Below are 17,320 nucleotides of genomic sequence, written 5' to 3'. Positions count from 1 at the left end.
CCTTGGCTGCAAGAGGAAAAATCGACGCCCGGCGGAAAATCGGCCGGGCCGCGCGGGCCGGGGTCCGGACCGCGCGACGGGCGGCCTGCGCCGCTACGCCTCCAGCTCCACCAGCAGGTCCTTGGCGTCGATCTGGCCGCCCACCTGGGCATGCACGGTCTTCACGGTCGCGTCCCGCTCGGCATGGATGCCGGTCTCCATCTTCATCGCCTCGATGGTCAGCAGCAGATCGCCCTTCTTGACCTTCGCCCCCGGCTGCGCGGAGACCGAGGCGACGACGCCGGGCATCGGCGCGCCGATGTGGTCCGGGTTGCCGTCCTCGGCCTTGGGGCGCTGCGCCGTGGTGGCCTTGACGATGCGGTTCGGCACCCGGATGACACGGGGCTGGCCGTTCAGCTCGAAGAACACCTTCACGTCGCCGTCGTCACTGGTCTCGCCCACCGTCTGAAGCCGGATTTCCAGGGTCTTGCCGGGGTCGATCTCGGCGGTGATCTCCTCGCCCGGCTCCATGCCATAGAAGAAGGCCGGGGTGGGCAAGGTGCGCACCGGGCCGTAGATGCGGTGGCGCCCCATGTAGTCGAGGAAGACCTTGGGATACATGAGATAGCCGTTCAGGTCCTCGTCATCGACCTTGAAGCCTTCGAGCTGGCGGATGAGGTCCTTGCGCGTGGCCTCCAGATCGACCGGCGGCAGGTGTTTGCCGGGCCGGTCGGTCAGCGGCTTCTCGCCCTTCAGCACCTTCTTGACGATCTTCTCGGGGAAGCCGCCCGGCGGATGGCCGAGATTGCCCTTCATCATGTCGATCACCGAGTCGGGGAAGGAGACATCCGCCTCCGGGTCCTCGACCTGGGCGCGGGTCAGGCCCTGGCTGACCATCATCAGCGCCATGTCGCCCACCACCTTGGAGGATGGCGTGACCTTGGTGATGTCGCCGAACATCTGGTTCACATCGGCATAGGTGCGCGCGATCTCGGGCCAGCGTTCCTCCAGCCCCATGGAGCGCGCCTGCGCCTTGAGATTGGTGAACTGGCCGCCCGGCATCTCGTGCAGCCAGACCTCGGAGGCGGGCGCGGGCAGGCCCGATTCAAAGGCCCGGTACTGGATGCGCACCTGTTCCCAGTAGTTGGAGATCTCGCGGATCGCGTCGATGTCGAGCCCGGTGTCGCGTTCGGTATGGGCCAGGGCCGCGACGATGGAGCCCAGGCAGGGCTGCGAAGTACCGCCCGAGAAGGCGTCCATCGCGGCATCGACCGCGTCCACCCCGGCATCGACGGCGGCCAGCACGGTGCCCGCGCCCAGCCCCGACGTGTCGTGGGTGTGGAAATGGATCGGCAGGCCGACCTCTTCCTTCAGCGCCTTGAACAGCACGCTGGCCGCGCGCGGCTTGAGGAGCCCGGCCATGTCCTTGAGCCCCAGGATATGCGCGCCCGCGTCGCGCAGTTCCTTGGCCATGCCGACATAGTATTTCAGATCGTACTTGGCGCGGTCGGGGTCGAGGATGTCGCCGGTATAGCAGATCGCGGCCTCGCAGACCTTGTCGTTCTCGATCACCGCATCCATCGCGACGCGCATGTTCTCGACCCAGTTCAGCGCGTCGAAGACACGGAACACGTCGATGCCGGTGACCGCGGACTGGCGGACGAACTCCTGCACCACGTTGTCGGGATAATTGGTGTAACCCACCCCGTTGGACGACCGCAGCAGCATCTGCGTCATGATGTTGGGCATCCGCTTGCGCAGGTCGCGCAGACGCTGCCAGGGGCATTCCTGGAGGAACCTGTAGGCCACGTCGAAGGTGGCCCCGCCCCAGCATTCCACCGAGAAGAGCTGCGGCAGGTTACGCGCGTAGGCATCAGCCACATTGATCATGTCGATGGAGCGCATCCGCGTGGCCAGGAGCGATTGCGGGCCGTCGCGCATCGTGGTGTCGGTCAGGAGCACCTGTTCCTGCGCGGCCAGCCAGTCGGCCACCGCCTGCGGGCCCTTCTCCTCCAGCAGGTTGCGGGTGCCGGGCGCGGGCGTCTCGGCGCGGTTGGCGGGCGTGCGCGGCGGCTTGGCATGGGATGGCGGCCGCGGCTTGCCGGCGGTCTCGGGATGGCCGTTCACGGTGATGTCGGCCAGATAGGTCAGGATTTTCGTCGCCCGGTCGCGGCGCTTGCGGAAATTGAAGAGCTCCGGCGTCGTGTCGATGAACTTGGTCGTGTAGGTATTGTCGAGGAAGGTCGGGTGCCTGAGCAGGTTCTCGACGAAGGCGATGTTGGTGGCAACACCACGGATACGGAACTCGCGCAGCGCCCGGTCCATGCGCGCGATGGCCTCTTCGGGCGTGGGCGCCCAGGCGGTGACCTTGACCAGCAGGCTGTCATAATAACGGGTGATGACCCCACCGGCATAGGCGGTGCCGCCATCGAGCCGGATGCCCATGCCGGTGGCCGAACGATAGGCCGCCAGGCGGCCGTAATCAGGGATGAAGTTGTTCTGCGGATCCTCGGTCGTCACCCGGCATTGCAGCGCGTGGCCGCGCAGTTGCACCTGTTGCTGCGACGGCGTGCCGGTGGCCTCGGCCAGGGTCGCGCCCTCGGCGATGCGGATCTGCGCGCGCACGATGTCGATGCCCGTCACCTCCTCGGTCACGGTGTGTTCCACCTGTACGCGGGGATTGACCTCGATGAAGTAGAACTGCCCGTCATCCATATCCATCAGGAACTCGACGGTGCCGGCATTGCGATAGCCGACCTGCCGGGCGATGCGCAGGCCGAGCTCGCAAACCTCGCCGCGCTGCTCCTCGGTCAGATAAGGGGCGGGCGCGCGCTCGACGACCTTCTGGTTGCGCCGCTGCACGGTGCAGTCGCGCTCAAAAAGATGGTAGATCGAGCCGTAGGCGTCGCCGATGATCTGCACTTCGACATGGCGCGCGCGCTGGATCATCTTCTCGAGGTAGCCCTCGCCGTTGCCGAAAGCGGCCTCGGCCTCGCGGCGGCCCTCGCGCACCTTCTCCTCCAGCTCATCCTCCGACAGGATCGGGCGCATGCCGCGGCCGCCGCCGCCCCAGCTCGCCTTGAGCATCATCGGATAGCCGACCTCGGCGGCCATGCGGCGCACCTCGGCCATGTCGTCGCCCAGCACTTCGGTGGCGGGGATGACCGGCACGCCGGCCTCGATCGCCACCCGACGGGCGCTGGCCTTGTCGCCCAGCGCGCGCATCGTGTCGGCGGTCGGGCCGATGAAGGCGATGCCCGCGCGGTCGCAGGCATCGACGAATTCGGGGTTCTCCGACAGCAGGCCATAGCCCGGATGGATCGCGTCGGCGCCGGACATCCGGGCCACGCGGATGATCTCGGGGATCGAGAGATAGGCGGCTACGGGGCCCAGACCCTCGCCGATCCGGTAGGCCTCATCGGCCTTGAAGCGGTGCAGGCCCAGCTTGTCTTCCTCGGCATAGACCGCGACGGTCTTCTTGCCCAGCTCGTTCGCGGCGCGCAGGATGCGGATCGCGATCTCCCCGCGGTTGGCGACAAGGATCTTCTTGAATTCGGCCATGGCATCCCTCCTGCGGATCGGTGGCATGTATCTACGACAATGCTGCATTGCAGTAAACGCGTAAGACCGGGCAATGAAGCGCCGGAAGCGACATTTGGCGCGCATGATAAGACCTGACTTCGCCGATGCGAAACGGCGCGGGCCTCAGGCGGGCGCGGGGACGATCAGCCGGGCTGCCAGATCGCCGCGGCTCCGCGCGCCGATCTGGACCATGCCGGCGGTCAGATCCTCGGTCAGCAGATGTACCAGATGCGCCGCGCCGGCTGTGCCGCAGGCCCCAAGCGCATAGTGGAAGCCGCGTCCCAGCATAACCATGTCGGCGCCCAGCGCCAAGGCGCGCATGATGTCGAGCCCCGACGCGATGCCGCCATCCATCAGAAGCGGATAATCCGGCCCGACGGCGGTGCGCAGCGCGGGCAGTGCGTCGAGGCTGGCCGGGGCCGCGTCGAACTGGCGGCCGCCGTGGTTCGATACCCAGATCGCGTCCGCGCCCGCCGCGATCAGGCGCGGCGCGTCCTGCGGGTCAAGCACGCCCTTGACCACGAGTGCACCCTGCCATTCGTCGCGGATTTCCGCCAGCGTGTCCCAGTCGGGGGCCTCGCGAAGCTGATAGCCGATATGGGCAACCGGCGCGGCTGGGCCGGCGGCCTTGGGCGCGTAGCTTTCCATGAGCTTCAGCCGCGGGATGCCGTGGCGCAACGTGGCCATCGCCCAGCGCGGTCGCAGCGCGATCTGCGCCAGCATCCGGGGCGTCAGCCGCGCCGGGAAGCTGATCTGCGCGCGGCGCTCCCGTTCGCGCCGGGACGGGCCGGGCAGGTCGGCGGTCAGCACCAGCGTATGGAAACCCGCCGCGCGGGCGCGGCGCAGGATGTCGCGGCGGATGTCGTGATCCCTGGGTGTGTAGAGCTGAAACCAGCCCATTTCGCCTGCCTCCGGCCCGATCTCCTCGGGCAGGCGGGTGGCGACGGTCGAGAGGCAATAGGGCATGCGGGCCGCGCGCGAGGCCCGCGCCAGAGCCACTTCGGCGCCGGGATGAACCAGCCCCGCCATGCCCACGGGCGCGACGCCGAAAGGGCGCGCGTAGCTGCGCCCCATCAGATCGGTCTCCAGCCGCGGCGTCGCCTCGCCGGTCAGGATCGCGGGGCGGAAGAGCACCGCGTCGAGCGCCGCGCGGTTGCGCGCCTTGACCGATTCCGTGCCGGTGGCGCTGTCGAGATATTCCCAGACGAAATGCGGCACCCGCCTGCGGCAGGCTGCGGCCAGGTCTGAGAGCGCTGGATAGGTCTGATCGAGATCCATGAGCCTTTTCTAGGCGGGGGCGGGCGGATCGGGAAGGGGCTGCGTCGCTATCCGCCGATCAGCAGATGCCCCAGCAGCCCCGCCATGAAGCCCGCCACGGCGCCCAGCGGTGGGCCCCAGTGGCGTTCCAGCGGCGTCTGCGGGGCGATGTCCTAGAAGATCAGGTAGAGGATGCCGCCCGCAGCGAAGAGCATGAGCGCGCCCAGCGCCTGCGGATAGTCCACCAGCCAAAGGTGCCCGCCCAGCGCCGCCAGCGGACCCAGAAAAGCGAAACCGGCGAAGAGCAGCAGCACCCGCGCCGGCGCCTTCATCAGCCCTGCGGCCGACAGCTCGCGGCAGGAGTTGAAGCCCTCGGGCAGGTTCTGGAGCCCGATCATCAGCGCCAGGAGCGGTGCGCTCGACGAGCCGCTGGCAAAGAGCGCCCCCAGCGCCAGGGCTTCGGGCAGGAAATCGGCCAGCATCGCCACGAGCTGCGCCATCTGGCCCAGGCGCGTCTCGATCAGCCGGTCGAGCAGCGCGAATCCTACCCCGCCGAGCCCCAGTGCGGCCATCGCGGCCCAGACCGGCAGCTTGGCAGTTCCGTCGGGCACCAGTACGAAAGCCACCGCAGCCAGCAGAATGCCGCCGCCGAAGGCGATGACGCCGTGGCGGAATTCGGCCTCCAGCCAATCGGACTGGATATCCTCGCGCATTGCCAGTGCGGCACCGGCCGGAATGGCGGCTCCAGCCAGTAGCGACAGGAGCATGGCTTGTGCGAGTTCCGACAGGGCGGCCTCCGGTCCCTAGGCTGAGGGACGTAGACTAGGGCAACGCGGCGGTGGCGGAAAGTCGGGAACAATCTGCGAACAAATCTTTAACTCCCCACCGGACCGGGCTAGATTGGCCGGCATGAGCGACACGGATGAAAACAGCCCCCCGGCGGGCGCAGCATCAGGCGGGCTGGCCGCGCGCGCGATGGCGGCGCGGGGGGCGCCCTATCTCGACGATCTCAACCCGGCGCAGCGCGATGCGGTGGAGCGGCTCGACGGGCCGGTGCTGATGCTGGCGGGCGCGGGCACCGGCAAGACCAAGGCGCTGATGGCACGTGTGGCGCATATTGTAACGACTCGCCGCGCGGAGTCAGACGAGATCCTCGCCGTGACTTTCACCAACAAAGCTGCCCGCGAGATGAAAGATCGGCTATCAAGAACGCCTTTTGACCTGAGGTCTCCAATAAAGTGGATGGGCACCTTCCATGCACTTTCAGCGAAAATCCTGCGCCGCCACGCGGAACTGGCGGGGCTGAAATCGAATTTCACCATTCTCGACACCGATGACCAACTCCGACTGCTCAAGCAACTGTTGCGCGCCGAGAATATCGACGACAAGCGCTGGCCGGCACGCCAGCTTGCGCATCTCATCGACGGCTGGAAGAACCGCGCACTGACGCCCGAGAAGGTGCCCGCCGCCGATGCCGCCGCGTTCAACAACCGCGGCACCGAGTTCTACGCCGCCTACCAGGAGCGGCTGCGCACGCTCAACGCCGTGGATTTCGGCGATCTGCTGCTGCATGTGGTGACGATTTTCCAGGCTCATCCGGACGTGCTGGCCCAGTATCAACGCTGGTTCCGCTACATCCTGGTGGACGAGTACCAGGATACCAACGTGGCGCAGTATCTCTGGCTCAGGCTGCTGGCGCAGGGCCATTCCAACATCTGCTGCGTGGGCGACGACGACCAGTCGATCTATGGCTGGCGCGGCGCGGAGGTGGGCAACATCCTGCGCTTCGAGAAGGACTTTCCCGGCGCCCATGTGGTGCGGCTGGAACAGAATTACCGCTCCACCCCGCATATCCTGGCCGCCGCCTCGGGCGTGATCGCGGCCAACGAGAAACGGCTGGGCAAGACGCTCTGGACCGAGGCGGAGGGCGGCGAGAAGCTGCGCCTGATCGGCCATTGGGACGGCGAGGAGGAGGCCCGCTGGATCGGCGAGGAGATCGAGGCGATGAGCCGCGGAACCCGCGGCATGTCGCCGATGAGCCTCGACGACATGGCGATCCTCGTGCGCGCCAGCCACCAGATGCGCGCCTTCGAGGACCGGTTCCTGACCATCGGGCTGCCTTACCGCGTTATTGGCGGCCCGCGATTCTACGAACGGCTCGAGATCCGCGATGCGATGGCCTATTTCCGCCTCGTGGTCAGCCCCGAAGACGACCTGGCGTTCGAGCGGATCGTCAACACACCCAAACGCGGGCTGGGCGACGTGGCGCAGCAGAAGATACAGGCCGAGGCGCGGGCGCATGGCGTGTCGCTGGTAGAGGGCGCGGCGCTGGCGCTGGAAGCCGGTGCGATCGGCGGCAAGGGGGGCAAGGCGCTGCACGTGCTGCTGGAGGGGCTCGCCCGCTGGGGCGCGCTTAACCGCGAGGGCCGATTGAACCATGTCGAACTGGCTGAGCAGATCCTCGACGAATCTGGCTACACGGAGATGTGGAAGGCCGACAAGACGCCCGAAGCGCCCGGCCGGCTGGAGAACCTCAAGGAACTCGTCAAGGCGCTGGAAGAGTTCGAGAATCTCGGCGGATTCCTGGAGCATGTGGCGCTGATCATGGACAACGAGACCGAGCAGGGCGGCGCCAAGGTCTCGATCATGACGCTGCACGCCGCCAAGGGGCTCGAGTTTCCCGCCGTCTTCCTGCCGGGCTGGGAGGACGGGCTCTTTCCGTCGCAGCGCGCGATGGACGAGACCGGCCTCAAGGCCGTGGAGGAGGAGCGTCGCCTGGCCTATGTCGGGATTACCCGCGCCGAGGAAGTCTGTACCATCTCATTCGCCGCCAATCGCCGGGTTTTCGGACAATGGCAATCGGCGCTGCCCTCGCGCTTCATCGACGAGTTGCCGGAGGCCCATGTCGAGGTGCTGACCCCACCGGGGCTCTATGGCGGGGGCTTCGGCGCGGCGGCGGCGATGCGCGGCTCGGACCTGGAGGACCGCGCGGCGCAGGCCAATGTCTACAACTCGCCCGGCTGGCGGCGGATGCAGGCGCGCGCCGGCGAACGCGGGCTGAGCCAGCCGCGCGAGAGCCGCAGCCCGGTCATCGACCTTGAGGCGGTGGCGCGATTCGCGCAGGGCGACCGGGTCTTCCACCAGAAATTCGGCTATGGCCATGTCACCGGCGTGGAAGGCGACAAGCTGGAGATCGCCTTCGAAAAGGCGGGCGTGAAAAAGGTCGTGGCGCGCTTCGTCACCGCGCCCGACGACGTGCCCTTCTGAGCCGATCCCGGCGCGCGCTTGCGGCGCAAGATCCTTGCCGGGGATACCGGCTGCGCGAGCCCCGTGCGGCGGGCCGGGCGCTGTCTCGAACCGGATCGCTTTGGTCGTTTTTGTGATGCGGGCGCGACGCGCATCGCGGTATGGATCGCGCAGCAAGGTGCCGCCCCCGAAAGGGGTGGAGAATTGGGAAGCCGGTGAGAGCCCGGCGCTGCCCCCGCAACGGTGTGGGAGGGTTGAGCATGAGCGAGATGCCACTGGGGTGACGCCCCCCGGGAAGGCGCCCATGCCGGTCGAATGACCCCTCTCCGAGCCCGGAAACCAGCCTTGTGTCACGCCAAGCCGCGGGTGGCGGTGCGGGCGGGTCGCGGGGCCGGGGCGTCTGACCGGCTGCGTGGGCTTTGCCCGTATCTGTCATCCGTCCTTCACCACCCGGCCGCGGGGCACGCGGCCCGAGACGAGGACGACACATGATGCGCGAAGCCGATGCGCTCTCCCTCCTGATGACCGAACGGACGGGATATTCGCTGTCCCGCGCCTGCTACACCGATTCCGGTCTCTTCCGGATCGAGATGGAGCGGATTTTCGGCCGCGAATGGCTGTTTGCGGCACCCGCTTGCGAGATCGCCGGGGCGGGCGATTTCGTCACGCTCCAGATCGGCGACTGGGGCGTGATCGTTGTGCGCGGCGCCGACGGGGCGATCCGCGCCTTCCACAATTCCTGTCGGCACCGGGGGTCGCGGCTCTGTTCGGTGCGGCGCGGCAGCAACCCCAAGCTGGTCTGCCCCTATCACCAATGGACCTACGAGCTGGACGGGCGGTTGCTCTGGGCGCGCGACATGGGTCCCGATTTCGACCCCGCACGGCATGGGCTGCACCCGGTCCATTGCCGCGAGGCGGGCGGGCTCGTCTTCATCTGTCTGGCCGACACGCCACCGGCCTTCGACGCCTTCGGGGAGCAGGTCGCGCGCTATCTGGCCCCGCACCGGCTGGCGGATGCCAGGATCGCGCATGAAAGCACGATCGTGGAGAACGGCAACTGGAAGCTGGTGATCGAGAACAACCGCGAATGCTATCACTGCGCGGGCTCGCATCCGTCGCTCTGCCGCACCTATTCCGACGATCCGCTGATCACCGGCTCTGGCGGCGAGATGCCGGCCGCGGTCTCCGAGCACTGGGTGCGCTGCGAGGCGGCCGGTTTGCCCTCGACCTTCGTGCTTGGGCCCGATGCCGGCTGGCGGTTGGCGCGGATGCCGCTGATGGGCCGGGCCGAGAGCTTCACGATGGACGGGCAGGTGGCCGTGAAACGGCCGCTGGGCGAGGTGCCGATCCGTGACGCGGGTACGCTTCTGCTTTTCCATTACCCCAACACCTGGAACCACTTCCTGTCCGACCATGCGGTGGTCTTCCGGGTCACGCCGCTGACCCCAACGACGACCGAAGTGACCACGAAATGGCTGGTCCACAAGGACGCGGTGGAGGGCGTGGATTACGACCTCAAACGGCTGACCGAGGTCTGGACCCACACCAATGACGAGGACCGCCGGGTGGTCGAGGAGAACCAGATCGGGATCAATTCACCGGCCTATGTGCCCGGACCCTATTCGGCGGTCCAGGAGGCCGGGGTGATGCAGTTCCTCGACTGGTACCGCGAGACGATGCTGCGCGGCCTGACCGGACGCGGGCTGGTGGCGGCGGAGTAGGCGCGATGACGATCCAGACCCAGTTTCCGCAGCTCGACGAAGCCGCCGCCTGGTCCGACGAGGAGGCGCTGGAATGCACGATGGTCGTGCCCGAGGCGCCCAATGTCTTTTCCTTCACGTTCCGGGCGTCGTCGGGCGCCTGGTTCCGCTATCGCGCGGGGCAGTTCGTCACGCTGGAGATCCCGGTGCCCGGCGGGCCGGTGCACCGGACCTACACGATCTCCTCCAGCCCGTCGCGGCCGCTTTCTCTGACGATCACCGCCAAGGCACAGCCCGACAGCGTGGGCACGCGCTGGATGATGGACAACCTCAAACCCGGCATGCGGCTGCGGGCCATCGGGCCGGCGGGTATCTTCACCCTGCCGCGCACCGCGTCGCGAAAGTATCTCTTCATTTCCGCTGGCTCCGGCATCACGCCGATGATGTCGATGACCGAGTTCCTCTTCGATCTGGGTGAGGCGCCGGATATCTGCTTCGTCACCTGCGCGCGGCGCCCGTCGGAGTTGATCTTCCGGCGCCGGCTGGAAAGCATGGCGCGCCGCGCGCCGGGCATCCGGCTGCACCTGGTGGTGGGCGAGGACGATCCGTTCGACGTCTGGACCGGCTATCGCGGGCAGCTCAGCCAGCTCATGCTGGGGATGATGGCGCAGGACTATCTGGAGCGCGAGGTGTTCTGCTGCGGCCCCGAACCCTTCATGCAGGCGGTTCGGGACATGCTGATCGGCATGGGCTTCGACATGGGCCGTTATCACCAGGAGAGTTTCCAGGCCCCGGTCGAGAGCAAGGCCGACGCGCCGGTGCATAACGACGTGGTGCCGCAGGGGGATGCGGCGGCGGAACTGGTCTTCGCCGCCTCCGGCGTCACCGCGCCCTGCATGGAGACCGACACCGTGCTTTCGGTCGCGAAATCCTCGGGCCTCAACATCCCGTCGGGCTGCACCTTCGGGGTCTGCGGCACCTGCAAGGTGCGCAAATCCGCGGGCGAGGTCCACATGGTCCACAATGGCGGCATCAGCCAGGCCGACATCGACGCGGGCTTCATCCTGGCCTGCTGCTCGCATCCGATCGGGCGCGTCGAGGTGGAGGTTTGACCCTGGCGCAGATCATCGACGGGCTCTCGCAGCGCCCGGTCGCGGACGAAAACGCGGAGCGTATGGCGCGGCAGGCTTTCCTGCACTGGTTGCTGTCTCAGCCGGCGGGAACGGATATGCGCCAGGCGGCGGGGGCGGCGCTGCGGCGGCTCCCGGCGCAACCGTGCCTGTCGCTGGCCCAGGAGCTTTTCCGCGACTGCCTGCGCGATGCGGCGCGCGCGGCGTTCATGCGCCCAGTGCGGCGCGGCTGCCCGCGTGTGCGGCGGCGGCTGCATTAGAAAAGGGCCCCGTGGGCGCGCGCTTGCCGAAAAAGAAAAACGGCGGCGCCCGGGAGGAGGAGAGGCGCCGCCGCAAGGTAACAGAAGATCCAGGGAGGAGGCGGATCTCCTGAACTCGGCTGGCCCGGCGCGCCCGGTCCGACCTGCGGACCGTGCCGGCGCGGGGGCCGGAATAAAGGGCGGCGGTGCCAGGGAGGAGGAGGGCACCGCCGCGAGGTAACAGAAAACCCAGGGAGGAGGAGGAGGGCTTTCTGAACTCAGTGTCTCAGAGCCGCGTGCCGTAGACGGCCTCATGCGCGGCGCGGTCGATCTCCGACCGGGCCAGGCCGAGATCGGCCAGGGTCTTGTTGTCGAGCGCCGCCAGCGCCTTGCGGGTGCGGCGGAAACGGATGACATCGCCAACCGCGCGCGGGGCGTGCAGCAGCGCGTCGGAGAGGAGCTCGGCCATATGAGTGCTCAGCGGGGTCTGGATTGCGACGGCCATGGATTCGGTCTTTCGGTCAGTGTGTCGGGAGCGGTGTGTTCCGCGTTGTGATCATCATCTAGGATTTTGCTGCGTCGCCGCAATCCGGAGAATGATCAATGCTGCTATGCAGAAAGTGCAACCCCTATCCACAGGCTGCACAGTCCGGCGGCAAAGATGCATATTTGTTGACTTGTTTTTGATTAAATGAGCCACAATGGTGCTTTACGTAGCGTAACTCATCGCTTCCAGAAATGCGGGAAGGTGCGGCACCCTGGTTCCGGGCTCCAGCAAGGCAATGCTGCAGTGCAGAGAGATTCGCGCCGCTTGCGCCCTCTCTGCGCGCCCCTTGCGCCGGTCCACGATCGGAACAAGTAAGGGGCAGAGAGCGTAACGCCCGATGCCGGAGGCCCCATGCCCGCCAGTCGCGACGATATTCTGACTGTGCTCAAGACCATCGAACTGCCCGATGGCGGCGATCTGATCTCGCGCGACATGATCCGCGCGCTCGACATCGACGGCGGCACGGTGCGTTTCGTCATCGAGGTGGAGGCAGACGCCGCCGCCGCGATGGAGCCCGCCCGGGCCGAAGCGCAGCGCGCCGTTGCCGCACTGGCGGGCGTGGAGCAGGCCAGCGTGGCGATGACGGCGCATGGTCCGGCGCCCAAGCCGAAACCGGCGGGCGAGGCGCCGGCGCTCAGGATCGGCGGGCATCCGACGAAAAGCCAGGGGCCGCAGCGCATCGCGGGCGTGGATCGTATTTTGGCGGTGGCCTCGGGCAAGGGCGGTGTGGGCAAGTCCACGGTCGCCTCCAACCTCGCGGTGGCGCTCGCCCGGCAGGGCCGTCGCGTGGGGTTGCTCGACGCCGATATTCACGGTCCGTCTCTGCCGCGCATGATGGGGGTGAGCCAGAAACCCGCCTCGCCCGACGGTAAGACCATCGTCCCGCTCCGGGCGCATGGCGTCACGATGATGTCGATCGGACTGATGCTGAAGGAGGGCGAGGCCGTCGTCTGGCGCGGGCCGATGCTGATGGGCGCGCTACAGCAGATGCTGGGACAGGTGCAATGGGGGAAGTTGGACGTTCTGATCGTCGATCTGCCGCCGGGCACGGGCGACGTGCAGATGACGCTCTGCCAGCGGTCGCATGTGACCGGAATGCTGGTCGTCTCCACCCCGCAGGATGTCGCGCTTCTGGACGCACGCAAGGCGATGGACATGTGCGTGAAACTCAAGACGCCGATCCTGGGGCTCATCGAGAACATGTCGTCCTATGTCTGTCCCGATTGCGGGCACGAGGCGCATCTCTTCGGGCATGGCGGCGTTCGCGCCGAGGCCGAGGCGCTGGGCCTGCCCTTCCTGGGTGAGATCCCGCTGTCGCTGGAGACACGCATCGCGGGCGACAGCGGCACGCCGATCGCGGCGGGCGAGGGGCCGATGGCAGACGCCTTCGCCCATCTTGCGGCGCGTCTGGTGGGCGGCGGCATGGCCTGAGCGGCCGAATCGCCCCGGTTTTCCCATGAAATCCCGCGTGATTCGTCCACGATTTTGACGCCCGGCAATAATGTTCCTGTTTTGATCCTCTAAGTGCAGGAAAATTTCGGGAATTCGTGGGAATCCATGCGATTTCCCGTTTTCGTACTAGATGTGGTGTCTCTGACAGCCATCCACACAACCACGTCTCTCGAGTCAGCGCGATGCAGCGTGCCGGATAGTCGCATTCCGGGAAGTTCCGCAGAAAATACCAGTGGTTCCCACAAAATGGTGTTGATTTCCATGATATCCCGTGGCATCCCTAATTGCAGATGAAGACGGGAACAAACGGGCAGCAAGACCCGGAAGTTACAAAGTCAGGTTTCATACAGGCCCCGCTTTCATCGAACGAAGAGATTCGGCGCGCTAGCGAGCAGACATCCCCCCAGGTGGCAGCGCAGCCGAACAGCCCAGAGATGGGACGAGGGCGGCGGATTGGGCCAATGGCAGCGGCTCGGTCCGCCGTTTCGTTTTAAGGGGGCAGTGGAGGGACGACGCCGTGGCGCGGACGTTCAGAGGCGAAAGCGTCCACAAGGTGGACAGCAAGGGGCGGGTGTCCATCCCGGCCTCGTTTCGCCGCGTGCTCCAGGATTGCGACCCCGAATACACCGAAGGGCTGAGCCCCAATCTCGTCATCGTCTACGGTGACCACCGGCGCGATTATCTGGAAGGCTACCACATGGAAGCCATCGCCGAGGTGGATGCCAAGATCGCCAAGCTGCCGCGCGGCTCCAAGGCGCGGAAACTTCTGGAAAAACTGTTCAACGGCCAGTCCCACCCGACGCAGGTGGACGAAACCGGCCGGCTGGTTCTGCCCGCCAAGCTGCGCGACAAGATCGGCGTGACGACCGAGGCCTATTTCATCGCCACCGGCGATACGTTCCAGATCTGGGAGCCCGGCGCCTATGCGAAGCACGAGGCGGAGGTCGATCGCTGGTATGACGACTATGACGAGGATTTCGATCCGCTCGAACTGCTCGACGGGCCCGGCCCGGCAGGGGAATAGCCATGGCGACCGGGGCGCGCAACTCTCCCCATGATCCCCCGCATATCCCGGTTTTGATCGGCCCGCTGATCGCGGCCGTCTCGCCGGTTTCGGGCACCTGGCTCGACGGCACGTTCGGGGCGGGCGGCTACACGCGCGCACTGCTGGAGGCGGGCGCGGCGCGGGTGATCGCGGTGGACCGCGACCCGGAGGTCTTCGCGCGCGCCCGCGATTGGGCGGCGGACTACGGCGACCGGCTGCGCCTGGTCGAAGGAACCTTCGGCGACCTCGACCGCCATGCCGGCGGGCCGCTCGACGGGGTGGTGCTGGATATCGGCGTCTCCTCGATGCAGATCGACCAGCCCGAGCGCGGGTTCTCCTTCGCGAAGGATGGCCCGCTCGACATGCGGATGAGCCGGAGCGGCCCCAGCGCCGCGGATCTGGTGGCGCGGCTGGACGAGGCGGAACTGGCCGACATCCTGTTTCAGTATGGCGAGGAGCGCGCCTCGCGCCGGATCGCGCGCGCCATCGTCGCGGCCCGCGCCGAGGCACCGATCACGACGACCGGCCGGCTGGCCGAGATCATCGCCGGCTGTCTGCCGCGCGCCAAACCGGGCCAGATCAACCCGGCCACGCGCAGTTTCCAGGCGCTGCGCATCGCGGTCAATGACGAGTTGGGCGAACTGATCGCCGGGCTGGAGGCGGCGGAGCGCGTGCTGGTGGCGGGCGGCCTGCTGGCGGTGGTGACCTTCCATTCGCTGGAGGACCGGATCGTGAAGCGCTTCTTCCAGATGCGCGCGGGCTGGGCCGGGGGCGGCAGCCGCCATGCCCCGGCGGCGGATGCGCCCGCGCCACGTTTCGAGATGGTGACGAAGAAGGCGGTGACGGCGGATGCCGCCGAGGTCGCTGCGAACCCGCGGGCGCGGTCAGCGAAGCTGCGCGTGGCGCGGCGCACGTCCGCACCGGTCGGCCGTCAGGACCGGGCGGCGCTGGGGCTGCCGGGGCTGGTCAGTAAGGGGAATGCGTGATGCGCGGATTTTTCTATGTTGTCTCGGCGCTTGTGGTCATGGCCCTGGCCTTCTGGGCCTATCATGAAAACTACCAGACCCAGCAGGCGCTGCGCGAGGTGAAGCAGTTGCAGCGCCAGATCGGCAGCGCACGCGAGCAGCTTGGTGTGCTGCGCGCCGAATGGGCCTATCTCAACCGGCCCGAGCGCCTGCGCGACCTGGCGGAGCTGAATTTCGAGCGGTTGCAACTCATGCCGCTCGCCCCGGAACATTTTGGCGATGTCTCGCAGGTCGCCTATCCGCGCCCGGTCACGCGGTTCGAGTTGAACCGGACCATGGATGTGTCCACCGCCGCCGCAGCAGCCGAGGAGGCCACCCGATGACACGCACCCCCCTGCGTCCGCTGGCGCGTATCCTCCAGGCCCGTGCCCGTGGCGAGAACCCTGACGCGATCGAACGCGAGAACATCCGCATCCGGCACGAACGCATGCGCGACCGGATGCGGCTGCGCGCCGAAAGCCGGCTGGTGGTGCTGGCGCTGGCCTTCGTGATGATGTTCGGCGCGGCGGGCGCGCGCATGGCGGTGCTGGCCTCCACCGAGGCCGAGGAACCGCGCGCCGGCGGCGTCGGCCCGGCGATCCTGGCCACGCGTGCCGACATCACCGACCGTAACGGGCGCATCCTGGCGACCAATCTCGTCACCAGTTCGCTCTATGCCCAGCCGCCGCTGATGATCGACCCCGAGCGGGCCGCGCGCGAGTTGGCCGAAATCTTCCCGGATCTCGAGGAAGAGACCCTGCGCAAGCAGTTCACCGGCAAACGCAAGTTCCTGTGGATCAAGAAGAAACTCTCGCCCGAGCAGCAACAGGGCGTGCATGACATCGGCGAGCCTGGGCTGCTTTTCGGACCGCGCGAGATGCGGCTCTATCCGAATGGGCGGCTGGCCGCGCATGTGCTGGGCGGCGCGGGATTCGGGCGCGAAGGCGTGCATTCGGCCGAGGTGATCGGGGTGGCCGGGATCGAAAAGGCGCTCGATGTGCAGTTACGCGATCCCGCTCGCGGTGGCACGCCGCTGCGGCTTTCCCTGGATCTGACGGTGCAGGCGGCGGCGCGCCGGGTGCTGGAGGGCGGCATGAAGATCATGAACGCCAAGGGGGCCACGGCGATCCTGATGGATGTGCGCACGGGCGAGCTGGTCAGCCTGGTGTCGCTGCCCGATTTCGACCCCAACGACCGCCCGGTGCCGCTGCTCAAGGGCGATCCGTCCGACAGCCCGCTCTTCAACCGCGCCGTGCAGGGGCGCTACGAGTTGGGCTCGACCTTCAAGATATTCGCCGTCGCGCAGGCGCTGGAGGAAGGCATCGCCACGCCGCAGACCATGGTCTCCACCCAGGGGCCGCTGCGCTGGGGCAAATACCGGATCAACGATTTCCACAATTTCGGCAAGGAGTTGAGCGTCACCGAAGTGATCGTGAAAAGCTCCAACATCGGCACCGCGCGTCTGGCCCAGCAGATCGGGGCGACGCGTCAGCGCGCCTTCCTCGACCGCCTTGGTCTCTTGCAGCCTGTCCCGGTGGAACTGGTGGAGGCCCCGGCGATCCACCCGCTGCTGCCGGGCAACTGGTCGGAGCTTTCGGCGATGACCATTTCCTACGGGCACGGGCTCTCGGCTAGTCCGCTGCATCTCGCCGCGGCCTATGCCGCGCTCGTCAATGGCGGCACGCGGGTCACGCCGACGCTATTGCATGAAGCCGGGCGCGCGGTGCCGGGCGAGCGGGTAATCTCGGCGGAGACCTCGCGGGTGGTGCGCGGCATGCTGCGCCAGGTCGTTCAACGTGGTACTGCCAGTTTCGCCGAGGTGCCGGGCTACGCGGTGGGCGGCAAGACGGGCTCGGCCGACAAGCCCCGCCCCCAGGGCGGCTATTACGAGGACAAGGTGATCGCGACATTCGCCTCGGTCTTTCCCGCGCATGATCCGGCCTATGTGCTGGTAGTCACACTCGACGAGCCCAACATCACCGCTCTGGGCGAAACCCGCCGGACCGCGGGCTGGACGGCGGTGCCGGTGAGCGCCGAGATCATCCGCCGCGTCGCCCCGCTGCTGGACATGCGACCCGAGATTGAACCCGGTGACGGGTTCGGGGTAAGGCTGACGGGCAACTGAGCGAAAGACCGGGA

13 protein-coding genes and 1 riboswitch are annotated in these 17,320 nt (G+C 67.4%); of the genes, 9 read left to right on the top strand and 4 right to left on the bottom strand.

The window, feature by feature from the left end:
* Nucleotides 1-93: 93 nt before the first annotated feature.
* From DDZ14_RS02635 to DDZ14_RS02625, 3 genes are all read right to left on the bottom strand, one after another.
* On the bottom strand, nt 94-3,540 hold the full coding sequence (locus DDZ14_RS02635) for a pyruvate carboxylase (RefSeq protein WP_109423390.1): 3,447 nt from the start codon (nt 3,538-3,540) through the stop codon (nt 94-96).
* Between the two features lie 144 nt (nt 3,541-3,684).
* Nucleotides 3,685-4,839: an alpha-hydroxy acid oxidase gene (locus DDZ14_RS02630; RefSeq protein ID WP_109423389.1), complete on the bottom strand. Its 1,155-nt coding sequence runs from the start codon at nt 4,837-4,839 to the stop codon at nt 3,685-3,687.
* Between the two features lie 152 nt (nt 4,840-4,991).
* The gene (locus DDZ14_RS02625) at nt 4,992-5,585 is read right to left on the bottom strand and encodes a ZIP family metal transporter (RefSeq protein ID WP_233252445.1); all 594 of its coding nucleotides are present in this window, start codon (nt 5,583-5,585) and stop codon (nt 4,992-4,994) included.
* A 142-nt stretch (nt 5,586-5,727) separates the two neighbouring features.
* Between DDZ14_RS02625 and DDZ14_RS02620 the strand changes: the two genes are divergently transcribed.
* From DDZ14_RS02620 to DDZ14_RS02605, 4 genes are all read left to right on the top strand, one after another.
* Nucleotides 5,728-8,085 (top strand): ATP-dependent helicase, encoded by a 2,358-nt coding sequence (locus DDZ14_RS02620; RefSeq protein ID WP_109423388.1) that lies wholly within the window; start codon nt 5,728-5,730, stop codon nt 8,083-8,085.
* 138 nt (nt 8,086-8,223) lie between these two features.
* Nucleotides 8,224-8,427: riboswitch (cobalamin riboswitch) on the top strand.
* A gap of 125 nt (nt 8,428-8,552) precedes the next feature.
* A complete protein-coding gene (locus DDZ14_RS02615) occupies nt 8,553-9,785 on the top strand; it encodes an aromatic ring-hydroxylating dioxygenase subunit alpha (RefSeq protein ID WP_109423387.1) in 1,233 nt (410 codons plus the stop codon).
* Between the two features lie 5 nt (nt 9,786-9,790).
* Nucleotides 9,791-10,876, top strand: a complete 1,086-nt coding sequence (locus DDZ14_RS02610; protein WP_109423386.1) for a hybrid-cluster NAD(P)-dependent oxidoreductase — start codon at nt 9,791-9,793, stop codon at nt 10,874-10,876.
* Entirely contained in the window at nt 10,873-11,154 is a 282-nt protein-coding gene (locus DDZ14_RS02605) for a hypothetical protein (RefSeq protein WP_109423385.1), read from the top strand. The genes DDZ14_RS02610 and DDZ14_RS02605 overlap by 4 nt, the downstream gene beginning before the upstream one ends.
* Before the next feature lie 265 nt (nt 11,155-11,419).
* On the opposite strand, the gene DDZ14_RS02600 is transcribed toward DDZ14_RS02605, so the two are convergent.
* Nucleotides 11,420-11,638, bottom strand: a complete 219-nt coding sequence (locus DDZ14_RS02600) for a DUF1127 domain-containing protein (RefSeq protein WP_109423384.1) — start codon at nt 11,636-11,638, stop codon at nt 11,420-11,422.
* 393 nt (nt 11,639-12,031) lie between these two features.
* On the opposite strand from DDZ14_RS02600, the gene DDZ14_RS02595 reads away from it, so the two are divergent.
* The 5 genes from DDZ14_RS02595 (at nt 12,032) to DDZ14_RS02575 (ending at nt 17,306) form a co-directional block, all read left to right on the top strand.
* Nucleotides 12,032-13,111 carry an Mrp/NBP35 family ATP-binding protein gene (locus tag DDZ14_RS02595; RefSeq protein WP_109423383.1) on the top strand — a complete coding sequence of 360 codons (1,080 nt, stop codon included), beginning with the start codon at nt 12,032-12,034 and terminating at the stop codon, nt 13,109-13,111.
* Between the two features lie 538 nt (nt 13,112-13,649).
* The gene (gene mraZ, locus DDZ14_RS02590; RefSeq protein ID WP_109423382.1) at nt 13,650-14,156 is read left to right on the top strand and encodes a division/cell wall cluster transcriptional repressor MraZ; all 507 of its coding nucleotides are present in this window, start codon (nt 13,650-13,652) and stop codon (nt 14,154-14,156) included.
* Between the two features lie 2 nt (nt 14,157-14,158).
* Nucleotides 14,159-15,163 carry a 16S rRNA (cytosine(1402)-N(4))-methyltransferase RsmH gene (gene rsmH / locus DDZ14_RS02585; protein WP_109423381.1) on the top strand — a complete coding sequence of 335 codons (1,005 nt, stop codon included), beginning with the start codon at nt 14,159-14,161 and terminating at the stop codon, nt 15,161-15,163.
* A complete protein-coding gene (locus DDZ14_RS02580; RefSeq protein WP_109423380.1) occupies nt 15,163-15,525 on the top strand; it encodes a cell division protein FtsL in 363 nt (120 codons plus the stop codon). Before rsmH ends, DDZ14_RS02580 begins: the two co-directional genes overlap by 1 nt.
* Nucleotides 15,522-17,306 carry a penicillin-binding protein 2 gene (locus DDZ14_RS02575; protein WP_109423379.1) on the top strand — a complete coding sequence of 595 codons (1,785 nt, stop codon included), beginning with the start codon at nt 15,522-15,524 and terminating at the stop codon, nt 17,304-17,306. Before DDZ14_RS02580 ends, DDZ14_RS02575 begins: the two co-directional genes overlap by 4 nt.
* Nucleotides 17,307-17,320 lie beyond the last annotated feature (14 nt).

Origin of the sequence: Maritimibacter sp. 55A14 (assembly GCF_003122205.1) — a bacterium.
In the GTDB taxonomy this organism is placed as follows: Bacteria; Pseudomonadota; Alphaproteobacteria; order Rhodobacterales; family Rhodobacteraceae; genus QEYE01.
The sequence above is the reverse complement of the archived record's forward strand: the minus strand, read 5'-3'. Positions and strand labels throughout refer to the sequence as shown.